The sequence below is a fragment of the Microbacterium lacus genome (genome assembly GCF_002812805.1).
GTDB lineage: Bacteria > Actinomycetota > Actinomycetes > Actinomycetales > Microbacteriaceae > Microbacterium > Microbacterium lacus_A.
The window spans coordinates 205,042-230,501 of the sequence record NZ_NMUM01000044.1 but is presented as its reverse complement, the minus strand read 5'-3'; the positions used below and the strand labels follow the sequence as shown (position 1 = coordinate 230,501).

The following is a 25,460-nucleotide window of genomic DNA, read 5'->3' as shown; positions in this document are numbered from 1 at the left end:
GATGCCTGATGTTCAGCCCTGCGGCCACCCGTCCGCGAGCTTGTTCAGCAGCCGGGCGAGATCTGCGCGCTCCTGTTCCGTGAACGATGACAGAGCGCGGTCGACGGCTTCGCGCCGGTCGCCGCGGAAGCCGCGCACCAGGGCCGAACCGGCATCCGTCAGCGCCACCCGCGTTCGACGCGCGTCGTCGGGGTCGGCCTCACGACGCACGACACCGAGCTCGACCCCCTGCTGCACCAGCCGCGACGCGCGAGGCTGATCAACACCGATCGCGTCGGCGATCTCACCGACCGACAGCGGACCGGATGCCTGGGCCAGGGTCTCGAGCAGCCGCATTCGCGCGGGTCCGCCCAGGCGCGGCGGTACCCATGGGGGTGAGCCCGCGTGCGGATGCCCACCCCGGTGGGGTCCGCCGCGCATCCATCCCGGACCGCCGCGCATGCCGGGGCCGTGCTGCGAGCCTTCCTCGGCCCAGGGAGGTCTCGGCATGCGGCGCCCGCGCAAACGCGCGAGAGCCGCGGCGATCGCGTCAGCGTCGTCCCCGCCGTGCGGTGCATCGTCTCGAGGTGAGGATCCGTCGTGAGGCATCCCCTTAATTTACATGCGAGTTGACATCGATCCCCTTACATGTCACAGTACATATGCATGCATGATGACATGCACCGAGTCCGGCTGTTCATCCGGACACCCTGAAAGGACTTTCCATGACTGACACACAGAACAATCACGACGGCGACTCGCACGAGCGCCCCGGCCTTCCCCTCGGCTACTGGCTGCGCGCCGTCGATACGATGATCGGTCGCGAGTTCGCGACGGCTCTCGCCCACGAGGACGTAGACCGACGCGATTGGATGCTGCTGAACGCGGTGTCCGGCGACGGCGACGTGCCCGGCTGGCTTGCATCCCGTCTGCACGGACGCGGAGGCAAGCGCCTGCGTGCTCTCGCAGACCGGGGCTGGGTCGCTCGCACCGAGGATTCTTGGACACTCACCGACGAGGGGCGCGCCGCGAAGGCGCGACTCTCCGGGATCGTCGACGGCATCCGCGAGCGGGTCTCGGGCGCCGTGAGCCCCGAGGACTACGCGACCATGACCGCCTCACTCGAAGCCATCGCCCGCGAGCTGGGCGGGGACGCGAGTGAACGGATGCCTCGATTCGGCCGCCACGCACGCCCTGGTTTCGGGCCTGGCCGCGGGTTCGGTCCGGGGTTCCGGCCGGGATTCGCGCCGGGATTCGGCGCTGGATCTGCGCCTGGGTTCGGCCCTGGATTCGGACATCGACGAGGTCACCACGGTTCACCCGAGCACGACGGCCCCCACGGTCGGGGCGAGCACCGGCACGGACACCGCGGCGAGCGCCACGCGGAGCGCGCTTTCGAGCGCGGCTTCGACGCGGGCTTCCGGGCCGCGAAGGAGCGCGCCGAGGCATCCTGATCCGCACTAACTCCTCACCGACAGGACGCAACATGCCGTCGCTCAACGCGACCACACGGCATGTTGCGTCCTCTCGCGCGTCAAGATCGCTCGGGCGTCAGCCTCCGGCGGCGCCCGAGTCGGTCACGCCGACATCGGTGCGGTGGAAGTTCTGGAACGAACGGGATGCCGTGGGCCCCCGCTGCCCCTGATACCGGTTGCCGTAGGGGCCGGAGCCGTAGGGGTTCTCGGTCGGCGACGACAGGCGGAAGAAGCAGAGCTGCCCGATCTTCATGCCCGGCCACAGCTTGATCGGCAGGGTCGCGACGTTGGAGAGCTCGAGCGTGACGTGACCGGAGAATCCGGGGTCGATGAACCCGGCGGTCGAGTGCGTGAGCAGACCCAGGCGGCCGAGCGAAGACTTGCCCTCGAGTCGGGCGGCAACGTCGTCGGGGAGCGAGATGAGCTCGAAGGTGCTGCCCAGCACGAACTCGCCCGGGTGCAGGATGAACGGCTCGTCGGGCGCCGTCTCGATCAGGTGCGTCAGCTCGGGCTGATCCTCGGCCGGGTCGATGAAGGGGTACTTGTGGTTGTCGAACAGCCGGAAGTACCGGTCGAGCCGCACATCGACGCTGGATGGCTGGACCATCTGCGGGTCGTAGGGCTCGAGACCGATCCGCCGCGCGTCGAGTTCGAGCTTGATATCGCGATCCGAGAGCAGCACGGGCTCAGCCTACCGAGCCGATCGTGTTCGCAATTCAGTCCCCGCGAACCGGCCCGCGTGACATTTTCCCGAGATCACGCGGATTCTGGGCTCACCGGCATCCGGCTCGAGTCGTCGAGACTGAATTGCGAACAGCGCGAGGGCCGCATCGGCCGTTTGCTAGGCTGGCCGGGCGCCGCGAGGCGTTCCGGGGCTGTAGTTCAATGGCAGAACTTCTGCTTCCCAAGCAGATAGCGCGGGTTCGATTCCCGTCAGCCCCTCCATCGCTCCGACGTTCGGCCGCAGGCCGAGCGGCGGGGCGATCGTCGTGTGGTTGGGGATCGAACCGACGGTGGGCCCACGCCGCCAGAGGCTCCGCGCGTCGCGCAGCGACGTGTGGAGAGGCGGTGGGGACGATTCCCGTCAGCCCCTCCAAAGTCCCGACGTGTGGCCGCAGGCCGCGCGGCGGGACTTTCGCGTGGGTGCCGCAGGAACCGACCCGCGACGGTGGATCCGCTCGCCCGAGGCTCAGAGCTTGACGAAGCCGCGCGTACGGTGCCCCACCGCGATGGACTCGCCACTCACCGTTCCCGACAGCGGGGACAGCAGGAACGTGACCAGCCGCGCCGTGTCCGCGGGCGTCGACTGGCCGCTCGAACCGACGGGCACATCCGCCGAAGGGTCCTCCGTGACGATCCCGGGATTCACCACGTTCACGGTCACGCCCGTTCCCGTCATCTCATCCGCGAGGTGTTTCGCGGCAATGATGAGCGCCGCGTTGCGGATCGAACCCGCCATGTTGCCGGTAACGAAAGCATTCTGGCCGCTGATTCCGACGATGCGCCCGTAGCCGCTCGCCCGCATTGGCCCCAGGGCCGAGTTCGCGACGCGGAGAAATGTCAGAGCCTTCCCATCGACAGCTTCGCCCACCTGTGCCGGCTCCGAGTTCTTGGAGGGATCCAGGGTTCGCGCGCTCGGGGCAGCGGCCACGACGACGCCATCCAAGCGCCCGTGAGATTCGAGCATCCGCGAGATCCCTGCGGACACGGATGCGTCGTCGGCGGCGTCCATCACGAGGCCCGTGGCGCTCGTTCGCGACGCCGGCACGGCCACGGCTCCCTCCGCCGCCAGCTGAGCGACGACGGCGCGACCGACGAGGCCATGACCGCCGACGACAAGGATGACTCGGTCTCGAAGTTGCAGATCCATCCGGCAACGGTAACGCGCTCGCCCAAGACCCGGGGCATACGCGTGCCAGGCTAAGGGCATGAGGAGCCACCACGTCAGCCGAGTCATCCCCGTGCCTGCCGATGTCGTCTACGCATACGCGTCGGACGTCGAGAACCTGCCGGCATGGGCTGCCGGTCTGGCGCAGTCGAACGTCACCCGCGACGGCGACGACCTCGTGGTCGAGTCACCGATGGGACAGGTGCGCGTCCGCTTCGTGGAGCAGAACACATTCGGCGTGCTCGATCACGACGTGAGCCTGCCCTCGGGAACGGTCGTCACCAACCCCCTGCGCGTCGTGGCCCACCCGGACGGTTGCGAGGTGATCTTCACCGTCCGTCAGATCGAGCTCACCGACGACGAGTTCGCCCGGGACATCCGAATGGTCGAGGCAGACCTCGAGCGTCTTGCCGCACAGGTGGAGAGCCCGTCGCGCTGAAGACCTCAGCCGAGCGACGCGTACTCGACGAGCGCCCGCAGCGGCGGTTGCGCCGACGGATGCCTCACCGCATCGGCCCCGACGGCGCAGGCGGCGACGAGCGCGGCCTCGTCATCCCAGCCGGCATGCAGCGCCAGCGTCAGTGCGGCGCAGAACGCGTCGCCCGCGCCGACCGAGCTGACGGCCTCGACGCGCGGCGAGGGGACCCGCGCCACCTCGATTCCGTCTCGACGGAGGGCGGCGCCTTCCGCACCGTAGGTGACCGCGACGACGCGAGCCCGTGCAACCTCCGGCAGCAGGGCGAATTCGGTCTCATTGACGATGATCAGGTCCGCCCGCTCGACCACCGCGGCGGGCAAGGGCGTTGCGGGGGCCGCGTTCACGGCGAAGAACCCGGGCACGGATACCGCAAGATCGGTCACGATCTCCATCGGAATCTCCAGCTGGACGAGCACCGCCTCCGCGGCGTCGAACGAGACACCGAGCAACGAGACATCCGCGTTCGCGCCCTGACAGACGGCGATCTGGTTCTCGCCCTCCGCGTCGACCGTGATGAGCGCGGTGCCGGTCGGTTCATCGCCGAGCCACACGCCGCTGACGTCGACGCCCGCGTTCGCAAGGCCCTCGAGCATCCAGCGTCCGTCGGTGTCGTCGCCGACGCATCCGATCATCCGCACCGGCGCGCCGAGTCGCGCGGCCGCCGCGGCCTGATTCGCCCCCTTGCCACCGGGCTCACGGGCAAGCGTTCCGCCGAGGACGGTCTCGCCCGGCCCCGGCAGGCGCGCGACGCTGGCTGTCAGGTCGACATTGATGCTGCCGACGACGGCGAGGGGCGCGAGAGCGGAAAGTGCCATACCCGCCATTCCATCACCCTCCGGGTATCGGGCCCCACGTTTTGCCCATGCCACCCTCGCCGGGGTATAACCCAGTGAGCCCTCGGCCCCGCTAGGAGAACATCATCGCCGCCACGCCCCGCCCCCTCTACCTCGACTGTGACACGGGCGTCGACGACGCCGTCGCCCTCGGCTACCTGCTCGCCTCCCCCGCCGTCCGGCTCGTCGGCATCGGCACCGTGAGCGGCAACCTGGCCTCGGCGCCCGCCGCGCGCAACACGCTCGACCTGCTGGCTCTGGCAGGCCAGCCCGACGTGCCCGTCGCGATCGGCGCCCACGACCACCTCAGTCACGGCTTCGGCGGCGGCGCGCCCCACGTGCACGGCGCGAACGGGATCGGGGATGTCGAGCTGCCGCGCAGCACCCGCGAACCGCGAGACGGACACGCGGTCGACCTGCTGCTCGATCTCTCGCACGAGTTTGCGGGCGAGCTCGAGATCGTCGCGATCGGCCCACTGACGAACCTCGCGCTGGCCCTGCGGGCCGACCCGACCCTGACCGAACGCATCCGTTCCGTCACGATCATGGGCGGCGCGGGGGTCGCGGCGGGCAACATCACCCCGGTCGCCGAGGCCAACATCGGCAACGATCCCGAGGCCGCGGCCGACGTGTTCGCCGCGGACTGGGACGTCACCCTCGTGCCCCTCGACGTGACGATGGAACACACCCTCGAAGAGGCCGACCGCGAGACCCTGCTCGCTGCGAACGCGCCCTTCCCCCGCGCCCTCGGCCAGATCCTCGATCACTACTTCGATTTCTACGAACCCACCTACGGACGACGGATGTGTGCCCTGCACGACCCGCTCGCTGCCGCACTCGCCGTGGGCGATGTCACCGCCACCCGTGCACCGCTCGTGCCGATCACTGTCGACACCAGCGCCGGCCCGGGCCGTGGACAGACGATCGCCGACCTGCGCAATCAGCGCCTGGGTGATCTGCACCACGACGGGCACCGCACCCGTTTCGTGCGCGAGATCGACCGCCCCCTCGGTCCTCACCTGGTTGAGGTCCTGACGGGGATGACCTCACCGAGCTGAGCGGCGCCCGCCCGAGCCTCAGCCGACGGGCTGAGCCGCCGCATCCGCCGCCCGCCCGCTCGCGCGGACAGCGCCGATGCTGGCGATGATCACGAGCGCGATGCCCGCCAGTTCGAGTGCCGTGAGCATCTGCCCGAGCAGGATCCAGCCCGCGAGCGTCGCAATGGCGGGGGCGAGACTCATCAGGATCGCGAACCCGGATGCGGGCAGCCGACGCAACGCGGTCAGCTCCAGTGCATAGGGAATGGCCGATGAGAGCACCGCGACGGCGGCGCCCAAGCCGAGCGTCACGGGGTTCAGGAGCGCCGCACCCGCGTCCGCGATGCCGAACGGAAGCACGACGACCGCGCCGATTCCCATCGCGATGGCCAGCCCGTCTAGCTGCGAGAACTCGCGTCCGACTCGCGCCGACGACAGGATGTATCCGGCCCAGCATGCCGCCGCGGCGAGCGCGAACAACACACCGAGCAGGTCGAGGTCGTCCCATCCGCCGCCCGCCAGGAGTGCGACACCCGCGAGCGCCACAACCGCCCAGAGCCAGGCCGACAGCCGGCGCGCGACGATGACCGACAAGGCGAGCGGGCCCAGCACCTCGATGGTCACGGTCACGCCGAGCGGCAGGCGCTCGAGGGCCAGGTAGAAGAATCCGTTCATCAACGCGAGCACGAGCCCGAAGGCGACGACGGCGCGCCACGCACCAGAACTCCGCCCGCGGAGGGACGGGCGGGCGATCGCGAACAGCAGAATCGCCGAGAACACCAGCCGCAGCATGACCATTCCGAGGGGTCCGGCCGCGGGAAACAGCAGGACGGCGAGCGAAGCGCCCAGCTCTTGGCACGCCAGGCCTCCGACGACGAGCGCCACGGCGCCGGGGCGGCCGAGGGGCGCCCGCGTCACCGGCAGATGTTCGTCTGGTTGATCGAGTCGTGGTACTGCTGCGCGGTCCAGGGCAGCCCGAACTCGGGTGCCGTCGCACCGGACGCGGCCGGCGCCTTCGAAGCGATCGCGGCCAGTTCGAAGGCGAGATCACCGATCACCTGGGCCGAGGCGGTCGAGTTGTTGAGTACGACGACGACGGTCATTCCGGTCTCGGGATCCGCGAACGCGGCCGTGAGGTAGCCGGGCAATCCGCCGTATTGGCCGACGAGCGATCCCGCCTGAAGTGCTCCACCCGTCGTCGTGAACCACGCCGGGGCTCCGGCGTAGACGGGCAACGGAGCGGACCAGCGGCCCTCGGCGGACTCCGGCGCGAGCGCGCCGACCGCCGTGGCCTGCACGTAACGGCCGAGGTCGGTCACCGTCGAAACGACCCCCGAGTCCGTGAAGCCGACGGACGACGACAGGGTCGAGACATCCAGCGGCGCATCACACGCAAGTGATCCGTCCGCGTTCGAGAGGATGCGATAACCGTGCAGCGGATCGGTGCCCGGAAGGGCCGGCCGCGTACCCGGCAGCGTCGTGTTGTCGAGGCCAAGGGGGGTGAAGATGTAGCGGTCATACAGCTCGGCGGCATCCTGCCCGGACGCCCGCTCGAGCGCCATACCGAGCAGCACGTAGCCGGAGTCAGAGTCGCGGTACTCGGTACCGACCGCGGATCGCGGCTGGCCGACACCGAACGACGCGATCTCGAGCGGATGCCACACCCGCTCCGGGTTCGTGATCCACGACGCACCGACGACAGGCTCATACGCCCCGATGCCGCCCGTACCGTTGCACAGATCGAGCAGCGTCACGGCCTCGAGGGAGGGTACGCCCTGAACGTAGTCGACGACGGAATCGTTGAGAGCGACGAGCTCGTCATCGACCATCGCGTAGAGCACGTCGCACGTCATCATGCGGGTCACATCACCCGCGCGGAAAGTCATGTCGGACGTGAGCACGGATCCCGTCGCATCCGTACCGATCGCCGAGACCCAACTGCCGCTCCACGGCGACCACACCCCGGCGATCGCGCCCGTGGACGCGGTGGCCGCCATCGCGCTGCGGACGGCCTCGTCCAGCTGAGTGACGACGTCATCCGCCAGGGCAGCCTCTGCCTGAGCGGGCAGGTCGACGTCCTGGGGGCCATCGGCGGCACAACCCGCAAGGCCCAGAGTCGCCGCCAACAGCGCCGCTGTTGTACCGAGGGTACGCCGGCGCGTCCATCGTGCGGCCATGCTCACCTCCGGCGTCGTCCCCAGAAGTTTATGGGTTCGATGTCACGGTTCCATCACGCCCGGCCGTCCTAAGCTGTGCAGATGCCGCATGCTTTCGACGACGCCACCGTTTCGGCGGTGCTGCACCACATGAACAGCGATCACAACGACGACAACCTTCTGATCGCGCGCGCCTTCGGTCACCCGGCAGCGGTGGGCGCCGTCATGACCGGGTTCGACGGCGATGGTGCCGAGTGGAGTGTCACGGATGCCGCGGGCACGTCTTCGGCGTTGCGTGTACCGTGGCCCGGCGCCCCGATCAGCGAACGTCCCGAGGTGCGTCGCGAGGTCGTCGCCCTCTACGACGCGGCCTGCGCTGAGCTCGGAATCGAACCTCGGCCCCACGCGTAAAATTTACTTAGGGCATCCTAAATTCGCCCGCTATGCTGTCTGCATGTCGAACGTCGTTCCGTTCTCCACCCTGCTCCGTCAGCGCTCGAGCGGCGCCCACTCCGCGAGCGAGGGCGAGGGTTTCATGTCCGGCCTGCTCAAGGGCGAGGGCACCCGCGACGACTACATCTCGCTCGTCGCGCAGCACTACTTCATCTACCGGGCCCTCGAGGCGGCCGCGGATCGGATGTCGAGCGATCCCGTCGCGGCTCCCTTCATCACCGAGCGACTGACCCGGTTGCCGGCGCTCGAGGCGGACCTGGAGTTCCTGATCGGACCCGACTGGGCAGACAGCATCCGTCCGCTCCCCACCACCGAGCGCTACGTCGCTCGCATCGAAGAGGTCGGGGCGACCTGGCCGGGCGGTTTCATCGCGCACCACTACACGCGCTACCTCGGCGACCTCTCCGGCGGCATCTTCATCGGACGCGTCATGCAGCGCCGTTTCGGGTTCGAAACGAACGGCGTCGGGTTCTACGTCTTCGACGACATCGCGGACCCCCGCGCGTTCAAGGACGTCTACCGCGAGCAGCTGGACGCCGTTCCGTGGGACGACGAAGAGCGTGAGCGCGTCGTCGACGAGGTGCTGCGGGCGTACCAGTTCAACACCGATCTGTTCCAGGACCTCGAGCGCGCGCGCACCGAAGCATCCGTCGCCTGAGGCATCCGTCGCCTGAGACGTCGTCCGCCTGGCGGGGCCCCCGCCGGACCTCAGCCGCGGACGGAGCGCATGAAGCGTTCGACGTCCGGATCGACGCGGATATCGCTCGGTCGAAGCGGACGCGAGAGGTAAAGGCCCTCGAGCGATGTGAGCCGACTGAGCGCGACGTACGTCTGCCCCGGCGCGAACGCCCCCTGACCCAGGTCGATCACGGCACGGTCGTACGTCTTGCCCTGAGATTTGTGGATCGTCACGGCCCACGCCAGTCGCAATGGAAACTGGTGGAACTCGGCGACGATCTCGCGCGAGATGCGCTTGGTCAGCGGCGAGTAGTTGTAGCGGTACTTCTCCCACACCGCGGGCTCGACATCGTGTTCGCGACCATCCACCTCGACCCGTACCGTTCCGCCCGTGATGCGCGTCACCGTGCCGATCGTGCCATTCACCCAGCGAGGCGCCTCGCCGAACGAGGCGATGTCATTGCGCAGGAACATGACCTGTGCACCCACTTTGATCTGTAATTCGACGTCCGCAGGGTACGCACCCTCGCCCCGACCGAAGTCCCCCGTGATCTCGGCCATAGCGGTCTGCGATCGTCCCGGCAGAGCCTCGAGGTGCTTGCGATTGATCGCCGAAACGCGATCGTTGCGCGTTGCGAGCGTGATGGTGGGGGCCTCGGATGCCTCCGGCGCGGGGGGCGTTCGAGCGCCCATGCCGTTCAGCACGCCCGCGATGTCTGCCGTGACGCGTCCGTAACGCACCGCGTTGAGCATCGCCTTGAACGCCGCGTCGGACTGGCGATGGATGTCGACGAGTTCGTGCACGTTCAGCTCGGAGCCGTAGCGCCCGAGGTCCCCGAAGCCGGCGAGCGCGGTCCCGCCGCCATTACCGCTGCCGCCACCCGCGTCCGCACCGGCCCACACCTGCGCGTCGAAGAACCAGAACGAGCGGTAGTGGTCGCGAATGTAGGCGAGTTCGTCCCCCCGCGGAGGGACGGGGGCGAGCTGATATGGGTCACCGAACATGACGACCTGGACCCCGCCGAACGGCTCGGCGCGGCGTGCCCGAGCCTGGCGCAGGGAACGGTCGATGCCATCCATCACATCCGCGTTGACCATCGAGATCTCATCGATCACGAGGGTGTCGATCGCGCCCAGGATCTTGCGCGTCGCCTCCGGTTGTTCGAGCTCTTGATCGGCGATCAACCCGATGGGAAGGCGAAAAAGCGAGTGGATCGTCTGACCCTCGACGTTGAGCGCCGCCACACCTGTCGGGGCGCAGACCGCGATCTGCTTCGCCGTGTTCGCCGCGAAATGCTGCAGCAGCGTCGATTTGCCGGTTCCCGCCCGACCGGTGACGAAGATGTGGTCGTTGGTGTCTTCGATGCGCCGGAACAACGCGTCCTGTTCTGAGGACAGCAGCGGCGTGGTCACTGCAACATGCTATTCGCGCCACGGCGCTCACCCGCCCGGGCCTGCCGGGTCCGTGAAGACCGCCGCCTAAACTGGCCAGGTGGACGAGGGGGCTGTAAACACGCGCGCGCACGACGCGGCGACCGTCCGCGCGCCAAGTGCGGTGGACACGGGCTCGCGGCGCGGCGCGCAGCGTGCACCCCGGCGCTCCAGCCTCTCCCGGGATCTCACGATCCTCGCGATCGTCGGGGTTCTGTTGATCTCCGCCCTCGGCGCGGGCTGGGCGACCCTGTACCAGCAGTTCTGGGGCCCGAGCGCCTTCGTCGAGCGCTACGTGGGGTTGATCGCGGCGGGCCGCGCCGCCGACGCCCTCGAAATCCCCGGGGTCGCGGTCGATGCAACACATCTCGCCGACGCGGGCCTGCCCGAGACGGCGTCGGACGCCCTCCTGCGGCGGGATGCTCTCAGCGCACTGAGCGATATCCGCGCCGTCGGCGAGCGTATCGTCGACGGCGCTGTCGAGGTGACGATCGGCTTCCGCGCCGGCGGCAACGAGGGCGCCTCGACATTCACCGTCGAGCAGGACGGATGGAGGGGCATCCTCCCCTCGTGGCGATTCACCGAGAGCCCACTCGCGGTGATCGACGTCACCGTTCGTGGGTCCATGGCGTTCGAGGTCAACGGATTCACGCTCGACAAAAGGCAGGTCTCGCCCCTCGGTGTGGACGCGCCCCCGCTCGACCCCGTCGCGCTCCTGGTGTTCTCACCCGGGCTCTACCGGGTCTCGGTCGACACCGCGATCGCCGAAACGACCGGCGCCGATGTGCTGGCGGATGAACCGCTTGCACGTGTTCCGCTCGAACTGCAGGCCGAGCCGACGGCAGAGTTCGTGAGCGTCGTGCAAGAACGCGTCGACTCGTTCCTCGACGACTGCGCGACGCAACAGGTGCTGCAGCCCACTGCATGCCCCTTCGGCTTCGTCGTGCAGAACCGCATCGCGAACCTACCCACGTGGTCGATCGTCGACTACCCGACCGTCACGCTCGTGCCGGACGGCGCCGGCTGGGCCATGCAGCCGGCGGAAGCCGTGGCCCACATCAGCGTCGACATCCGCTCGCTGTTCGACGGCTCGGTGCGAACGGTGGAAGAGGACGTCACCTTCGGTCTCGACGCCGAGATCACCGTCTTGCCCGACGGTTCGGCTTCTATTCTCGTGGGGTCGCCGGAGGGCTAGTGACCTTCGCGCCGCGGGTGGAATCCCCTCGCGCATCCTGGTCGGCGAGTGCGGCGAGACGCGCGTTGTAGGCGTCCAGTTCGTCGTCGCCGACCCGATCGACGTGGCGGTCGCGTCGGCGCTGTGCACGGTCGTCGTTGCGGCTCCATTGGATCGCAACGGCGATCGCGAGGATCAGGGTCGGGATCTCGCCGACCGACCAGGCGACGCCCCCGCCGATGTATTGATCCTCGAGCGGTGGCACGCCCCAGGTGCGCCCCATCGACCCGAACCAGTCGGCCAGCATCAGACCCGACTGGGACATGATCGAGATTCCGAAGAACGCGTGCATCGCCATGATGCCGATCAGCAGAATCAGCCGGAACGGGTACGGCAGGCGGTACGGCACCGGATCGATCCCGATCAGCGACTGCACGAACAGGTACCCCGTGATGACGAAGTGGGCGATCATCCAGAGGTGCCCGAGATGGTCGTTCAGCGCCCAGCGGAAGATGTCGGTGTAGTAGAACACCCAGAGCGAGCCGATGAAGAGCGCCGCCGCGACCAGGGGATTCGTGAGCACCCGCGCCACGGGTGTGTGCACCGTCCACAGGATCCACTCCCGGCCACCGCGCGTTCCGTCATCCCTCTTGCGGATCGCTCGCGCCGCGAGCGTGACCGGTGCCCCCGGAACGAGCAGAAGGGGGATCGCCATGGTCAGCAGCATGTGCCCGACCATGTGGATGCTGAAGAGGTAGTTCTCGTAGGCGGCGACGGGTCCGCAGACGACCCAGAACAGCAGCAGGATGCCCGCGCACCAGCTGATCGTGCGGTAGAGCGGCCACGCGTCACCGCGCCGGTGCAGCCGAACCGCCCCGGCCAGGTAGAAGAAGAGTGCGAAGCCGCAGACCAGAACCCACAGCAGGTCGATGTCCCACACGGTGAACCACTGGGTCAGGCCGAGTTCGGGCGGAAGGGGTGATCCGGTCAGGGTCTCGGCCGGGGTCGGGTCGGTGGTCGGGATGTCTCCGATCGGGGGTGCCGTTCGCGCGAGCGCCGCCGCGGCACCGCTCGCGATTCCCATGAACGCCAGCTCGAGAGCGATCAGGCTCCAGAAGGTCCGCGCGGCGGCACCCTCGCCCATCCGTGCGATGAGGCGGCGTCGATACAGAGCGCCGAGCAGACCGATGGCCAACAACGCCGCGACCTTGACGACGATGATGACCCCATAGGCCGAAAGCAGGGCCTCCCACGAGCCGAGCCCGAGGGCCGCACGCGCGTAACCCGACAGGGCTACGACGACGAAGGCGACGAGCGCGATCGTCGAGTACCGCGGAAGCACCTGCGCCATCCGCTGCGGCGTGGATGACGCCCGTAGCACGACCAACAGCACGAGACCGCCCAACCAGACGGCGGCACCGACGATGTGGAGCGCCAGCGTCGTGACGGCCGCGGTGTGGTTGGCGGCGGCACCGTCGTGGCTCGTGGTCGCCATCGGCACGATGGCAGCGAGACCCAGGATGCCGACCAACAGAGTGGAGGTCCATGAGCGCACCGCGAAGGCGAGCACCGTCATGACCGCACCGGCCAACGTGGTGATGAGCCACGCGCGGCCGAGATCCAGGTCGAGCAAGAACCGCCCGAGAGCCTGCCCGAACGCGGCATCCGCGCTCGGTGTCGCGTTGAAGGTGTTCAGGAAGGTCAGAAAACCGGTCGTCCCCGCCGCGATGGTGAAGACGGCGGCGCCGACGGACGCGAGGTCGAGGGCCGTGTCGAACTCGGTGTCACCGGCGCGAAGCGCGAAGAGGGCGAGCACGAGCGACCCGGCCATCGCGGCGGCACCGAGGTTGACACCCAGATTCGCGATCGGAAGACCCCAGCGCACGACGGGACCGGGGTCCCCCACGAGGAGAGCGTCCGCTCCCCCGCCGTAGGCGAGCGCCACGACGGCGGCGGCAAAGGCGGTGACCGCGAGGATCACAGGCCCGGCTACGCGCAGGGTTCGGGGGCTCACCCATCCAGCCTAGGCGGACGGTGTGCACGCCCGGCCGTCGGGCACAGACAGAGGGAGGATGCCGCGGGTGCGGCATCCTCCCTCACAGAACCTCTGACTACTTCGCTGCAGCCTTGAGCTTCGAGCCCGCGGTGACCTTGACGCGCTTGCCAGCGGCGATCTTGATCTCGGCGCCCGTCTGCGGGTTGCGGCCGGTGCGAGCGGCCGTGTCGACCTGCTCGAACGCGAGCCAGCCCGGGATCGAGACCTTGGTGCCCTTGGCAACGGCCTCGGCGACGGTCGTGAACAGACCGTCGACGACGCGCGAAACCGTGGCCTGGCTCTCACCGGTGGCGCTGGCGATGCTCGCGACGAGCTCGGTCTTGGTGATGGACTTGTCAGCCATGGGGTTACCCTCCAGCGGCGGCCGAAGCGCCGCCTCATGTAAACGTGACCGGACCGTTCAGCCCGGCTGGTCGATCGACCGCGTCGAATCTACCCCGCGAATCGCCGTCCGCCGCGTATTTCCGCGGCTTTCCGCGGGTTTCTGACCAACTTCGGGGTATTTTCGGTGCTCGTGTGACGAATGTGACTGCTGAGGCCCCGTCCGCGGGCGCTTGCGCGGCGTCCTGGAGCCGCTCCGCTGTCGCACATCGACCTTCATCCGCGCGCTGAACATCGATGTGTGACAGCGGAGCACCCCCGAGGGCGGACGGCGCGGGGGTACGCAAAAGGGCGGGGACTCCGAAGAATCCCCGCCCTTTCGGAACGAATGCTGCTGGCTACCAGCTCGACTTGGTCACACCGGGCAGCTCGCCACGGTGGGCCATGTCGCGGAAACGCACACGCGAGATGCCGAACTTCGTCAGCACACCACGGGGGCGGCCGTCGATGACGTCGCGCGAACGCACGCGCACGGGCGAGGCGTTGCGGGGCAGCTTCTGCAGACCCAGGCGGGCCTCTTCGCGCTGCTCGTCGGTGGAGGTCGGGTCGACCAGGGCCTTCTTCAGCTCGGCGCGACGCGAGGCGTAGCGCTCGACGATCACCTTGCGCTGCTCGTTGCGAGCAATCTTGCTCTTCTTCGCCATGTTTAGCGCTCCTCGCGGAATTCGACGTGCTTGCGCACAACGGGGTCGTACTTCTTCAGCACGATGCGGTCGGGGTTGTTGCGGCGGTTCTTGCGCGTCACGTAGGTGTATCCCGTGCCGGCGGTCGAACGCAGCTTGATGATCGGACGTACGTCCTGAGACTTCTTCGCCATTAGAGCTTCACACCCTTCGCGATGAGGTCCTTGACGACGGACTCAATGCCCCGCGCGTCGATGACCTTGATGCCCTTGGCCGAAACGTTGAGCTTGATGTTGCGGCCCAGCGACGGAACAAAGTACGTCTTCTTCTGCACGTTCGGGTCGAAGCGGCGCTTCGTCCGGCGGTGCGAGTGGCTGATCGAGTGACCGAAGCCGGGAACGGCTCCTGTCACCTGGCACACTGCTGCCATAGTGATTTCTCCTTCAATACCGTGAGACCGGACGGCCTCACCCAAGATCCCTTGTCTGCGCCCACGCCCGAAGGAACCGTTTCCGGCTCGAAGGGGATGAATGGGCACGAACTGCGCACGGGAAAGCGCGCAGACAAACATTGATCCTAGCACGGCGTGTCTGCGCGCCCAGCCCGCCGACCGCGGTAGGCGTCAGCTCTCGACGGCGCCGCGCCCGGGACGGAACACCGAAACGGTCGGATCGCCGGTGATCCAGAACCGCCACGGGAACGCGCTCGTTCCCGCGACGCCCGCGACGCCGACACGGGGGCCGCGCGATACGTCGCGCACCGGCGCGCGCGCCAGGTCGAGGCGGGCGACGGCTCCAGCGCGCTCGGGCGGCCAGGGCGCCACCCCGGCGATCGCGTCGATTCCGTCGTGGATCGGATGCCTGAGGCCCAGCGCCTGACCGAGGCGCCCGGGTCCGCGGGCGAGGTCCCTCGGCGCCCGGGCGGCAGGCCGGCGCACCGTCGCGACATCCGTTCCCTCGATGACCTCGCCCGCGCGCAACAGCAACCCGCCCGCAACGCCCGCGGGCCCGGTGACGACGTTCACGCACGAGTGGATGCCATGACTGAGGTAGACGTAGAGGTGACCGGGTTCGCCCCACATCGTCGCGTTCCGCGGGGTTTCGCCCATACGCGCATGCGAACCGGGGTCACTCACCTCTCCGGTTCCGAGGCCGTGATAGGCCTCGATCTCGGTGATGCGGACGCAGACGCGCTGCCCGTCGACCAGCGTGGTGAGCCGGGCGCCGAGCAGCCGGGGCGCCACGACGAGGGCCGTATCGAGCAGATCCTCACGCGTCGCCGGGCGGTAGTCGGTCATCCGATAGTGACGCATCATCCGATAGTGACCGCGCACCACGAGATATCCGTGCCGTCGATGACCGTGACCTCTTCCCCCGTTCGCGCGTCGACGATGTGCGTCTCGAGCCGCGACGGAAGCGGGCGTGAGTACGTGTCGTAGGGGTTGTTCGCGAGATCGGGCGAGACGATCACGGCGACGTGGCTCCCGCTCGGCGAGGCGCACGTCTGCATGACAGCGTCGCCTCCGTCCTCCAGCCCGAACACGGGCTCGAACGTTCCGGCCTCATCGACCAGACCGACGGCCTGTGACTCCGGGTAGCCATCCTCACCCATCTGCGTGAAGGTCCGCAGGGTCTTGCCCTGCACGGTCGGCACGACGGGTCCGGGGATCCCCAGCGCGTCGAGCTCGGCCGATTGCGGCAGGGGCGTTTCGCTGAGGTCGGTCAGATCGATCAGCACCGTGCCGTCGGACTGCTCCGCGATCACACGGCCACTCCCCCGCTCGATGCCCGATAGCCCGAGGGCACCGCCCAACAGAACCGGTTCCGCGTCCGGCCGAGAGGTGTCGACGAGGCGCAGCTGCCCGTCGAAGGTCAGCACCACGAGCGACGAGGTCTGCGGCACGAACAGGAAGTCCACGACCCGCGGATCCGTGCCCACCTCGATGCGCTGCGGCTCGGCGTCGGGGTCGTCGAGCCGCGAGACGTACAGGGCAGACTCGATTCCGGAGGTCGCCGAGATGTCCAGGTCGGTGTACGTATACCCCACCAGCCCGTCGTGGTCGGCCATCTGCAGACCGGCGATCGTGCCCTCGCCGGGAACGGCGAGGGGCGCGGGGTCGGAGCCGTCGAGAGCCATCCCGGTGAGGGCTGCCGCGCCCGAACCATCCGACGTCTCGACGACCAGGCCGTCGCGGGAAGCCCGGTAGTCCTCGATCTGCGGGTGGGTGAAGACAGGGACGGCCTGATCGCCGGTGAGGTTCGTGAGGAACACCGCATCGTCGTTACCATCGCGCCGCTGCAGCACGTAGATCGGCGGCGTGCCCGTCTCGAAGTCGTGCGAGATGGTCGCCGTGGGGCCACCCGAGGCGCTTTCGACACCCGCGACCGACACCGTGTACTCGGTCTCGGCATCGAGTGGATACGTGAACTGGACGGCGACGTTGCGGCCGGATGCCTCGATCGTGAACGGGGCGGCCGGTTCGATCGTGACCTGCGAGGCCTCGATCGGAGCCAAGGGCTGATTGGTCGTGAACACGATTCGCTGCCCGGCCGCCTCCGCCACGGAGAGCGCGTCGATCGCGACCGTGCTGACGCGAGGCCCCTGCGTGAGACTGTAAGCCGCACCGCCCGCGCCGGCCACGACGAGCGCGGCGATCACGACCGCAAGCGAACGCGTGAACGAGGAGCGTGCGCGGCGGTGTTCACGATCTCGACGAGCGGCACCCCGGGTCTGATCCCGCGGGGCGCGGGAAGAACGAGGGGCGTCAGTACTCATACGGATCCCCGGGCTCATCGATCGCGGTCACGCTCGCCGGCTGCAGCACGAGCGCTCCCCCCTCGTCGCGCACGAACTCCCCCTCGACCTCGACCCATTGCCCGGGCGAGAGGTTCTCGCCGCCCGCGAGCTCCGCGACCGGAACGTTGGCGGCCTGGGCGTCGATCACGCAGTGCACGATGACCAGGCGGGTCAGGGCGAACCCGTCACTGTCGCCGTCGGGGCCGACGAAGCCCGTGAGTGTCGCCTTCTCACCGACGAACCGCGCCGGATCGGTCGTCGTGGACAACAGCGATGCCCATTCGCCGATGCCGAAGCCGGAGGTGTCGTCGGATGTCGCGAGCGCGAGCGTCGCCGAGGTGGAGAGCACGGGCGGTGCGCCGCTCGAGCGGGCGAGCGCGAGCTCAGCGGAGAGGGATGCCGGGGGCATGACGACGGCGAGCGCGACGAGACCGGAGGCCAGCACCGCACCCACGCCCGTCGCGACGAGCCCCACGGGTCGCGCGCCGGCACCCTGGGTTCCAGAACGGGCACTCTCGGCGTCAAAACCGGCACTCTCGCGCGTTGAACGGGCACTCTCGGCGCCAAAACCGGCACTCTCGCGCGTTGAACGGGCACTCTCGGTCCCTGAGCTCGTCGAAGGGACCACAGGAGCATCGTCGTGCTCGTGCTCGTGCTCGTGCTCGTGCTCCCGCGAGATCGGCACCGCGCATGACCAGACCGCGGCCACCACGCAGACGATCGACATCGACACGGCCCACCATGCGGCATCCGGGTTGATGTATAGCCCGATGCGTCCGGTCGCCCAGAGGCCGATCGTCACGACGGCGAGCGCGGTCGCCAGCCCGACGCCGAGCCAGCGGGTGCCGAGTGCCATGCCCTTACGCAAGGAGGTTCACCCCCACCGCGATCACGAAGGCCGCCGCGATCACGACGGCGACGATGCCCGCGAGCGTGCGGGTCGTAAAGGTCGTGCGCATCAGCGCGAGCATTTTGACGTCGACGAGCGGCCCGACCAGCAAGAACGCGACGATCGATCCCGGGGTGAAGGTCGACGCGAACGACAGCGCGAAGAAGGCATCGACGTTGGAGCAGATCGCGACTGTCAGCCCGAGGGCGATCATCGCGAAGATCGACAACACGGGGTCCGACCCGATGGCGACCAGCACATCGCGCGGCACGAGGACCTGCACGGCACCAGCGATGGCCGAGCCGAGCACGAGGGCCGGCATCACGGCGCGGAGTTCGCGCACGAACAGCTCGAGGCTGCGGCGGGTGCGGGAGCCGTCGAGGTGTTCGTCGTGTGCGCACTCGGCGCGGAAGCGCGCGGTGAGCAACGCCTGCGGGTCCGGGTGGCGGCTGTAGATCCATCCGATCAGGTTCGCGATCAGGTATCCGCCCACGAGACGGGCGACGAGGATCCCGCCGTCCCAGCCGAATGCCTGGTGCGTGGTCAGGATGACGATCGGGTTCACGATCGGTGCCGCGATGAGGAACGTCAGGGTCTCGGGAACGGAGAATCCGCGGATCAGCAGGCCACGCGCAAGAGGAACATTCCCGCATTCGCATACGGGCAGCAGCATGCCGAGCAGAGACAGGACGGCACGGCGAGCCCACGCGCGGCGAGGCATCCATCGCTCGATCAAACCCGGGGGCACCCACACCTGCACGACGACCGACAGCAGCACCCCCAGGATGATGAACGGCAGCGACTCGATCAGCACGGATAGGGCGAGCGTGAAGCCGTCCTGGGCGCGGCTCGGCAGAGTACTCGGGAAAAGCTGCGGCGCCCACGCGTCGATCGCGAACAGCACCGCGATCGTGGCCAGGCCGATCGCGGCCCCGATCAAGGCAGCACGCCGCGGCCGCGCCGCCGGTCGACCGACGGTCGGGACCCCCGCGAGGTGGGTGTACCCGTGACCGCGCGTCTCGCTACTGCGCGTCACGCTCGCTCGCACGCACCGCCGTGCAGGCCGCGCACAGACCGAAGATGTCGACGATGTGCGCCGCCTCGGTGAATCCGTTCTGTGCGGCCGTGCGATGCGCCCACTCTTCGACGTCGCTGCCCTCGATCTCGACCGTCAGGCCGCACGAACGACAGATCAGGTGATGGTGATGACCGGGCGATTGGCAGGCGCGGTAGAGACTCTCGCCCTCGGGGCTCTGCAGGCTGTCGGCATCGCCCTCGGCCGCCAGGTCGGCGAGCGCACGGTAGACCGTCGCGAGGCCGATGCCCGTGCCCTCGTCGCGCAGCAGTGCGTGCAGCGACTGCGCGCTGACGAAGCCCGGGGATTCGTCCAGGGCGTCGCGCACGCGTTCGCGCTGCCAGGTGTTGCGCTTGGCCATGCGAGAAGTCTAGGCGCGTGCCGGCTTGGAGGTTCCCGAACGCGGGGCCCGGGTGACCCTCTCGCGGCGACGCCCGACGAGTCGACAGACGACGTAGATCGCGAACGAGATCGTCGTGATGTACGGACTCACGGGGAGGGTCCCGGCGATCGCGAGAAGGATGCCGCCGACCGCCGAGACGAACCCGAATGTCGCGGCCAGCAGAGGAACCGACAGCGGACCCGAGGCGATGCGCATGGCCGCGGCGGCGGGGGTCACCAGCAGGGCCATGACCAACAGGGCACCGATGATGTGCACGCTGACCGCGACGATCAGCCCGAGCAGCAGCATGAAGATCAGCGAGACGGCGGTCGTGGGCACCCCGCGTGCGGCTGCCGACTGCGGGTCGAGCGAGTCGAAGCGCAGCGGCCGCCAGATGAGCACGATTCCGGCGAGGACCACCAGGCTGATGCCGATCAACAGGCTCAGCTGCCCCGACTGCACGGAGACGATCTGACCCGTCAGCAGGCTGAAACGGTTCGCACTCCGACCGCTGTAGAGCGAGAGGAACAGGATGCCGAGTCCCAGCCCGAAGGGCATCAGCACCCCGATGATCGAGTTGCGGTCGCGGGCGCGGGCGCCCAGCCATCCGATCAATCCCGCCGCGATGAGGGATCCGAAGATCGACCCCAGCACGACGTCGGCACCGATCAGCAGTGCGGCGGCGGCGCCGGCGAAGGAGAGTTCGCTGATGCCGTGCACGGCGAAAGCCATGTCGCGCTGCATGATGAAAACGCCGACCAGCCCACCGACGAGCCCCAGCGCCGCGCCCGCGATGACCGAGTTCGACACGAGCGCGAGGATGTCGCCATAGTCCGCGAGGCCGCCGAACATCGCCTCCCACACATCCGTCCAGTTCACGACTCGTCCTCGTGGTCATGGTGGTGATGGTGGGAGTCGCCGGCATCCGGCGCGCCGACGACCACGACCCGATCCCCCGCGCGGAGGACATAGACCTCGGTGCCGTACAGCTCTGACAGGACGCGCGAGTCCATAACCTCTTCGGGGGTTCCGAGGGTGAATCGCCCGCCGGCCAGGTAGAGGATCCGATCGACGTGACGAAGCACCGGGTTGATGTCGTGGGTGACGAAGAGCACCGCCGCGCCCGTCTCGCGCCGATGCCGGTCGATCAGCGACGTGACCGCCTGCTGATTCGCCAGATCGAGGCTCGTCAGCGGTTCGTCGCAGAGCAACAACTGGGGCTCGTCGGCGAGCGCTTGGCCCGCGCGCAGTCGCTGCTGCTCGCCTCCGGAGAGATCCCCGACGGGACGGTCGGCGAACCCGCTCGCACCGACCGCTTGGATCAGCTGGTCAACGCGTTCCCGGTCGGCTTTGCGCGGGATCGGGAGCCCGAACCGATGGCCGTTGACGCCGAGCGCAACAAGGTCTCTGCCGCGCAACGCTGCGTCTCGGGCAAGCGGACGCTGCTGCGGGATGTATCCGATCCGCCGATTTCCCGGCCGCCGCACGCGCTCGCCCAGGGCGGTGATCGTCCCGTCACTCAGACGATCGAGTCCGAGAATGGCGCGCAGAAGTGTTGTCTTGCCCGAGCCGCTCGGTCCCAGGACGGCGATGAACTCCCCCGCCTGAACGCTCAGGTCCAGGCCCGACCACAGCTCTCGGTCACCCCTGCGGAGCGCCGCGTTCTCGATGAGAAGAGGAGGTGCGGCACTCACCCCGCGAGCGCGCCCGACAGGGCTTCGATGTTCTGCTGCATCCACGAGATGTAAGTCTGGCCCTCCGGAAGCGTTTCGGAGAACTCCAGCACGGGGATGTTCTGGCCCTCGGCAGCTTCGAGCACCTGAGTGGTCTCCGCTCCGCCGGTCTGCGAGTTCGCGATCACGACGCGCACGGTGCCCGACTCGATCAGGTCGAGCGATTCGAGAAGAGTCGCGGGCGGGACATCCTGGCCCTCTTCGACGGCCTCGCTGAAGGCCTCGGGCGTCACGTTCACGAGCCCGGCGGCGGCGATCAGATAGACCGGGACCGGCTCCGTGACGAAGACATCGGCGCCGGCGTCGGATGCCTCGATCTCGCCGAGCGACGCCTCGAGACCCTCGATCTGCTCGACGAACGCGGCGGCGTTGGTCTCGAACGTCTCGCTGTTCGCGGGGTCGAGTTCGCTCAGCTCTTCGGCGATCGCCTCGGCGACGTGCTCGATGGTGTGCGGGTCGTACCAGACGTGCTCGTTGAAACCTTCGATGTGGTCGTGCCCCGAGTGATCGTCCTCGGCGTGATCGTCCTCGGCGTGCTCCTCGTCCGAGTGCTCCTCTTCCGAGTGCTCGTCATCCGAATGCTCGTTCCCGGGCCAGTCGTGGGAGAACTCGGCGGCGGTGATGACGTGCGCCGAAGCGTCGCTGGATTCGACGAGCGACTCCATGAACGAGTCGTATCCCCCACCGTTCTCGATGATCAGGTCGGCGCGTGACACCGTGAGCTGGTGGCCCGCGGTCGCCTCGAACGAGTGCGGGTCCTGGCCGGTGGAGGTGATGATCGACGACACGTCGACCGCGTCACCCCCGATCTCCTCGGCAATCTGGCCATAGACGTTCGTGGACGCGACGACCTGGAGTCGGCCCGCTCCCGCGGACTCCTCTCCGCCGGGACTCGCACCCGCGCATCCGGCAAGGACGAGCGCCGAGGCGGCCGAGAGGGCGATGATCGGAAGGAGGCGACGTGTCGGGTTCACCCCGTCAGCGTAACCCTCATGATTATCATTCTCGAATCAGCTCGACTCTCGAATCAGCTCGGCTCTCGAATCAGCTCGACGAAGACGAGCACCTACCGGATGGCGGCGGCGTGCTCGGTCGCCGACATCACCTCGACGAGGGCCTGGGCCGTGATCTCATCCACCACCAGGTCCGTCACCGCCTGCGAACGGAGCGCGGCGAGCAGAGGCGCGGCCTTGTTGTCGCCCGCCGCGGCGCACACCCGCCGGGGCACGGCCTGCAGTTCTGCCGGCGTCGGACCGGTCGCTCGTCTGTTGAGATCGAGATCCTCGTACGTGCCGTCGGCGCGCAGAAAAACGGTGCAAACGTCGCCGACGACGCCATCCCGGGTGAGCGCACGTATATCGTCCTGCTCGAGGTAGCCCGCGGAGTACACGTGACTCGGGACCTCCCCCGTCAGGGCGCCCACGCCGAACAGCGCGATATCGGCGGTGCGCTGCAGATCCAGCACACGGGCCACCGATCGCTCGCGCCACATCGCCTGGCGCGTCTCGGCGTAATCGAAGAAGGCGGGGACGGGAAAGAGGTGCAGGCGCGCATCGAAGGCTTCGCCGAAGCGCACCATCATCTCGCCCGCGAACTCCACGCCGTACGTCCGGGTGTTCGCCGACCCGTTCAGCTGCACCACCGCACTCCCCCGCGTCGGCTTCTTCGCGAGATGCCGCGTGATAGCCGCCATCGTCGTGCCCCACGCCACACCCATCGTCATGCCCGAGTCGAACCAGCCTCCGATGAGTCGCGCGGATGTCAGGGCCACCTGCTCGAGGCGTTCGGGCGCGCTCGCCGAGGCCCCCAGGGGAACAACATGGGTTGTGATGCCGAACGCATCCTGAATCCGTCGCCCCACCTCCGGGGCTGCCGTGGGCGGCGAGCGCAGCGTGATCTCGACCAGTCCACGAGCTCGTGCTTCTTTCAGCAGGCGCGAGACGCTCGAGCGTGACAGGTGCAGCCGGGCCGCGATCGCCTCCATCTTGAGGTCTTGCAGGTAGTACATCGAGGCGGCCGCAAGCATCTGCTCCTGTTTCTCCATGGCGCCACCCTTCTTCAAACCCATGTTGCACATATGTGCAAGTACGACGCAAGAAGGTTCACCAGCCCTTCATGGCGCCGTACCGTTATTCGGACGCGCGGCACGTCACGTCACGTCCGCATGCAACCCCATCAACCAGGAGGGTGGTCCATCTGATGCGCGAGAACCGTATGGACGGCAACACTCGGCAGGCTGCGCTCCGCGCCATGAAAGATGGCTCAGCGCACAACGAGCTGGACGTGCTCGTCGTCGGCGGCGGCGTCACCGGCGCCGGAATCGCGCTCGACGCGGCCAGCCGGGGTTTGCGGACCGCGGTCATCGACGGACAGGACTGGGCGTCGGGAACCTCGAGCCGCTCCAGCAAACTCATGCACGGTGGGCTGCGGTACCTGCAGATGCTGGATTTCAAGCTCGTCCGCGAGGCCCTCACCGAGCGGAACCTCCTTCTCACGCGACTGGCACCGCATCTCGTCCGACCCGCGGCGTTCCTGTACCCCCTGAAGCGACCGATCTTTGATCGCCTGTTCGTCGGGGCCGGGATCGGTCTGTACGACGTGCTCGCATCGCTGCAGCGCGCTCCGCGCCCCCTCCCCTGGCATCGCCACCTCACCCGTTCCGCGGTGTCGCGCGCGTTCCCGAGCTTCCGCCGCGACGCGGCCGTCGGCGCCATCCAGTACTGGGATGCCACGGTCGACGACGCCCGCCTCGTCGTGACGCTCATGCGCACGGCGGTTGGCCACGGGGCACTCGCCGCTTCCCGCGTACAGGCCACGGCGCTGCTCAAGGACGAAGCGGGACGCGTCGTCGGCGCCACCCTGAAAGACCTCGAGACGGGCGAGAACTTCGACGTTCGCGCCAAGAACGTGATCAGCGCCACGGGCGTATGGACCGAGCACACGCAGTCCATGGCGACATCTAGCGGCCTCAAGGTGCTCGCTTCCAAGGGGATCCACATCGTCGTCCCGAAGGACCGCATTGCGGGAGACCCGGGCCTCATCCTCCAGACGTCATCCAGTGTGCTGTTCGTCATCCCCTGGTCCCGCTACTGGGTGATCGGCACGACCGACACTCCGTGGACGGAGGACCTGACGCATCCGGTGCCGACGTCCCGCGACGTGGACTATGTCCTCGCCGAGGCGAATAAGGTGCTCGCGGCCCCCCTGACCCGGGACGACATCATCGGCACGTGGGCGGGACTTCGACCTCTGTTGCAGCCGGGGACGAAGGCCGGGACGGCGTCTGCCAAGGTCTCGCGCGAGCACACGGTGGCCTCCCCCGTGCCCGGGCTCGTCTCGATCGCCGGCGGCAAGCTCACCACATACCGCGTGATGGCCGAGGATGCGGTCGACTTCGCCCTCGGCGACGGCGCGAAGTCCCGGCCCTCGCGCACGACCCGCGTCCCGCTCGCCGGCGCGGCCGACGCACCCCGGGCAGCTCATGCCGCCGCGCGTGTCGGCGCCGAATTCGGCCTCGGCACAGCGATGCAGGATCACCTCGCCCACCGCTACGGCACCGATGTCGAGATCATTGCTGACATCTGCCGTGAGGTTCCCGACGCGGCGACTCCGCTGGCTGACGCCCCGGCCTACCTTCGCGCCGAGATCATCTTCGCGATCCGCTACGAGGGCGCGCTGCATCTCGACGACCTCCTCGATCGCCGGACCCGGATCAGCTACGAGTACGACCACCTCGGTCTCGCGGCGATCGAAGAGGTCGCACAGGTTGCTCAGACCGAACTGCACTGGACCCACGAAACGGCCCGCCTCGAACTCGAGGCGTACCGCGCGTCGGTCGAAGCGTACGAGTCCGCCGTGCGCGAAGCCGATGATGCGGCCGCGTCACGGGCGCGGTCCCTCGCCGAGGATCTGCGCCCGCTTCCGATCGTGTGACGCGCGGATG

The 25,460-nt window shown here is 68.4% G+C and carries 28 protein-coding genes and 1 tRNA gene; 8 read left to right on the top strand and 21 right to left on the bottom strand.

The window, feature by feature from the left end; genetic code table 11:
- Positions 1-12: 12 nt before the first annotated feature.
- Entirely contained in the window at positions 13-588 is a 576-nt protein-coding gene (locus CGU34_RS17475; protein WP_232711713.1) for a MarR family winged helix-turn-helix transcriptional regulator, read from the bottom strand.
- A gap of 116 nt (positions 589-704) precedes the next feature.
- Between CGU34_RS17475 and CGU34_RS15925 the strand changes: the two genes are divergently transcribed.
- Positions 705-1,433 (top strand): MarR family winged helix-turn-helix transcriptional regulator, encoded by a 729-nt coding sequence (locus CGU34_RS15925; protein WP_051514021.1) that lies wholly within the window; start codon positions 705-707, stop codon positions 1,431-1,433.
- A gap of 97 nt (positions 1,434-1,530) precedes the next feature.
- Here CGU34_RS15925 and dcd read toward each other — a convergent pair whose 3' ends face one another.
- Entirely contained in the window at positions 1,531-2,136 is a 606-nt protein-coding gene (gene dcd, locus CGU34_RS15920; protein WP_036301104.1) for a dCTP deaminase, read from the bottom strand.
- A 189-nt stretch (positions 2,137-2,325) separates the two neighbouring features.
- Here dcd and CGU34_RS15915 point away from each other — a divergent pair.
- Positions 2,326-2,399, top strand: a tRNA-Gly gene (locus CGU34_RS15915).
- 244 nt (positions 2,400-2,643) lie between these two features.
- Here CGU34_RS15915 and CGU34_RS15910 read toward each other — a convergent pair.
- Positions 2,644-3,324 carry an SDR family oxidoreductase gene (locus CGU34_RS15910; protein ID WP_036301106.1) on the bottom strand — a complete coding sequence of 227 codons (681 nt, stop codon included), beginning with the start codon at positions 3,322-3,324 and terminating at the stop codon, positions 2,644-2,646.
- Between the two features lie 58 nt (positions 3,325-3,382).
- Here CGU34_RS15910 and CGU34_RS15905 point away from each other — a divergent pair, with 58 nt between their 5' ends.
- On the top strand, positions 3,383-3,781 hold the full coding sequence (locus tag CGU34_RS15905) for an SRPBCC family protein (RefSeq protein WP_036301110.1): 399 nt from the start codon (positions 3,383-3,385) through the stop codon (positions 3,779-3,781).
- A gap of 5 nt (positions 3,782-3,786) precedes the next feature.
- On the opposite strand, the gene CGU34_RS15900 is transcribed toward CGU34_RS15905, so the two are convergent.
- Positions 3,787-4,635 (bottom strand): ribokinase, encoded by an 849-nt coding sequence (locus tag CGU34_RS15900; RefSeq protein WP_036301112.1) that lies wholly within the window; start codon positions 4,633-4,635, stop codon positions 3,787-3,789.
- Positions 4,636-4,736: 101 nt separating this feature from the next.
- Between CGU34_RS15900 and CGU34_RS15895 the strand changes: the two genes are divergently transcribed.
- Entirely contained in the window at positions 4,737-5,711 is a 975-nt protein-coding gene (locus CGU34_RS15895) for a nucleoside hydrolase (protein ID WP_332870632.1), read from the top strand.
- 18 nt (positions 5,712-5,729) lie between these two features.
- On the opposite strand, the gene CGU34_RS15890 is transcribed toward CGU34_RS15895, so the two are convergent.
- Together CGU34_RS15890 and CGU34_RS15885 are read right to left on the bottom strand one after the other, a co-directional pair.
- Positions 5,730-6,614: an EamA family transporter gene (locus CGU34_RS15890; RefSeq protein WP_440344744.1), complete on the bottom strand. Its 885-nt coding sequence runs from the start codon at positions 6,612-6,614 to the stop codon at positions 5,730-5,732.
- The gene (locus CGU34_RS15885; RefSeq protein ID WP_100814668.1) at positions 6,605-7,867 is read right to left on the bottom strand and encodes a serine hydrolase domain-containing protein; all 1,263 of its coding nucleotides are present in this window, start codon (positions 7,865-7,867) and stop codon (positions 6,605-6,607) included. The genes CGU34_RS15890 and CGU34_RS15885 overlap by 10 nt, the downstream gene beginning before the upstream one ends.
- Before the next feature lie 81 nt (positions 7,868-7,948).
- Here CGU34_RS15885 and CGU34_RS15880 point away from each other — a divergent pair, with 81 nt between their 5' ends.
- Positions 7,949-8,257, top strand: a complete 309-nt coding sequence (locus tag CGU34_RS15880; protein ID WP_036301180.1) for a DUF2470 domain-containing protein — start codon at positions 7,949-7,951, stop codon at positions 8,255-8,257.
- Positions 8,258-8,300: 43 nt separating this feature from the next.
- A complete protein-coding gene (locus CGU34_RS15875; RefSeq protein WP_100814667.1) occupies positions 8,301-8,957 on the top strand; it encodes a heme oxygenase (biliverdin-producing) in 657 nt (218 codons plus the stop codon).
- 50 nt (positions 8,958-9,007) lie between these two features.
- Here CGU34_RS15875 and CGU34_RS15870 read toward each other — a convergent pair whose 3' ends face one another.
- On the bottom strand, positions 9,008-10,390 hold the full coding sequence (locus tag CGU34_RS15870) for an ATP-dependent DNA helicase (protein WP_100814666.1): 1,383 nt from the start codon (positions 10,388-10,390) through the stop codon (positions 9,008-9,010).
- A gap of 79 nt (positions 10,391-10,469) precedes the next feature.
- Here CGU34_RS15870 and CGU34_RS15865 point away from each other — a divergent pair, with 79 nt between their 5' ends.
- Positions 10,470-11,603: a hypothetical protein gene (locus CGU34_RS15865; protein ID WP_232711711.1), complete on the top strand. Its 1,134-nt coding sequence runs from the start codon at positions 10,470-10,472 to the stop codon at positions 11,601-11,603.
- On the opposite strand, the gene CGU34_RS15860 is transcribed toward CGU34_RS15865, so the two are convergent.
- The 14 genes from CGU34_RS15860 to CGU34_RS15795 form a co-directional block, all read right to left on the bottom strand.
- Complete coding sequence (locus CGU34_RS15860; protein ID WP_100814665.1) at positions 11,575-13,596, bottom strand: cytochrome c oxidase assembly protein; 2,022 nt, start codon at positions 13,594-13,596, stop codon at positions 11,575-11,577. The genes CGU34_RS15865 and CGU34_RS15860 overlap by 29 nt on opposite strands.
- Before the next feature lie 97 nt (positions 13,597-13,693).
- Positions 13,694-13,981 (bottom strand): HU family DNA-binding protein, encoded by a 288-nt coding sequence (locus CGU34_RS15855; protein ID WP_036301126.1) that lies wholly within the window; start codon positions 13,979-13,981, stop codon positions 13,694-13,696.
- 376 nt (positions 13,982-14,357) lie between these two features.
- On the bottom strand, positions 14,358-14,663 hold the full coding sequence (rpsN, locus tag CGU34_RS15850; RefSeq protein ID WP_036301128.1) for a 30S ribosomal protein S14: 306 nt from the start codon (positions 14,661-14,663) through the stop codon (positions 14,358-14,360).
- A gap of 2 nt (positions 14,664-14,665) precedes the next feature.
- On the bottom strand, positions 14,666-14,836 hold the full coding sequence (gene rpmG / locus CGU34_RS15845) for a 50S ribosomal protein L33 (protein WP_036301131.1): 171 nt from the start codon (positions 14,834-14,836) through the stop codon (positions 14,666-14,668).
- A complete protein-coding gene (gene rpmB / locus CGU34_RS15840) occupies positions 14,836-15,072 on the bottom strand; it encodes a 50S ribosomal protein L28 (RefSeq protein ID WP_036301133.1) in 237 nt (78 codons plus the stop codon). The genes rpmG and rpmB overlap by 1 nt, the downstream gene beginning before the upstream one ends.
- Positions 15,073-15,264: 192 nt before the next feature.
- Entirely contained in the window at positions 15,265-15,954 is a 690-nt protein-coding gene (locus CGU34_RS15835) for a DNA-3-methyladenine glycosylase (RefSeq protein ID WP_440344743.1), read from the bottom strand.
- A complete protein-coding gene (locus tag CGU34_RS15830) occupies positions 15,954-17,300 on the bottom strand; it encodes a hypothetical protein (RefSeq protein WP_100814664.1) in 1,347 nt (448 codons plus the stop codon). Before CGU34_RS15830 ends, CGU34_RS15835 begins: the two co-directional genes overlap by 1 nt.
- 106 nt (positions 17,301-17,406) lie before the next feature.
- Positions 17,407-18,294, bottom strand: a complete 888-nt coding sequence (locus CGU34_RS15825; RefSeq protein ID WP_232711710.1) for a TIGR03943 family putative permease subunit — start codon at positions 18,292-18,294, stop codon at positions 17,407-17,409.
- Between the two features lie 4 nt (positions 18,295-18,298).
- Positions 18,299-19,237 (bottom strand): permease, encoded by a 939-nt coding sequence (locus tag CGU34_RS15820; protein ID WP_232711726.1) that lies wholly within the window; start codon positions 19,235-19,237, stop codon positions 18,299-18,301.
- 112 nt (positions 19,238-19,349) lie between these two features.
- Positions 19,350-19,763, bottom strand: coding sequence for a Fur family transcriptional regulator (locus CGU34_RS15815; RefSeq protein ID WP_100814661.1), 414 nt, complete (start codon positions 19,761-19,763; stop codon positions 19,350-19,352).
- Positions 19,764-19,772: 9 nt separating this feature from the next.
- Complete coding sequence (locus tag CGU34_RS15810) at positions 19,773-20,663, bottom strand: metal ABC transporter permease (protein ID WP_100814660.1); 891 nt, start codon at positions 20,661-20,663, stop codon at positions 19,773-19,775.
- Positions 20,660-21,478, bottom strand: a complete 819-nt coding sequence (locus CGU34_RS15805; RefSeq protein WP_036301150.1) for a metal ABC transporter ATP-binding protein — start codon at positions 21,476-21,478, stop codon at positions 20,660-20,662. Before CGU34_RS15805 ends, CGU34_RS15810 begins: the two co-directional genes overlap by 4 nt.
- Positions 21,475-22,491: a metal ABC transporter solute-binding protein, Zn/Mn family gene (locus CGU34_RS15800; RefSeq protein ID WP_036301153.1), complete on the bottom strand. Its 1,017-nt coding sequence runs from the start codon at positions 22,489-22,491 to the stop codon at positions 21,475-21,477. The genes CGU34_RS15805 and CGU34_RS15800 overlap by 4 nt, the downstream gene beginning before the upstream one ends.
- A 92-nt stretch (positions 22,492-22,583) precedes the next feature.
- Entirely contained in the window at positions 22,584-23,561 is a 978-nt protein-coding gene (locus CGU34_RS15795; RefSeq protein ID WP_100814659.1) for a sugar-binding transcriptional regulator, read from the bottom strand.
- A 155-nt stretch (positions 23,562-23,716) separates the two neighbouring features.
- Between CGU34_RS15795 and CGU34_RS15790 the strand changes: the two genes are divergently transcribed.
- Positions 23,717-25,450: a glycerol-3-phosphate dehydrogenase/oxidase gene (locus CGU34_RS15790; protein WP_100814767.1), complete on the top strand. Its 1,734-nt coding sequence runs from the start codon at positions 23,717-23,719 to the stop codon at positions 25,448-25,450.
- Positions 25,451-25,460 lie beyond the last annotated feature (10 nt).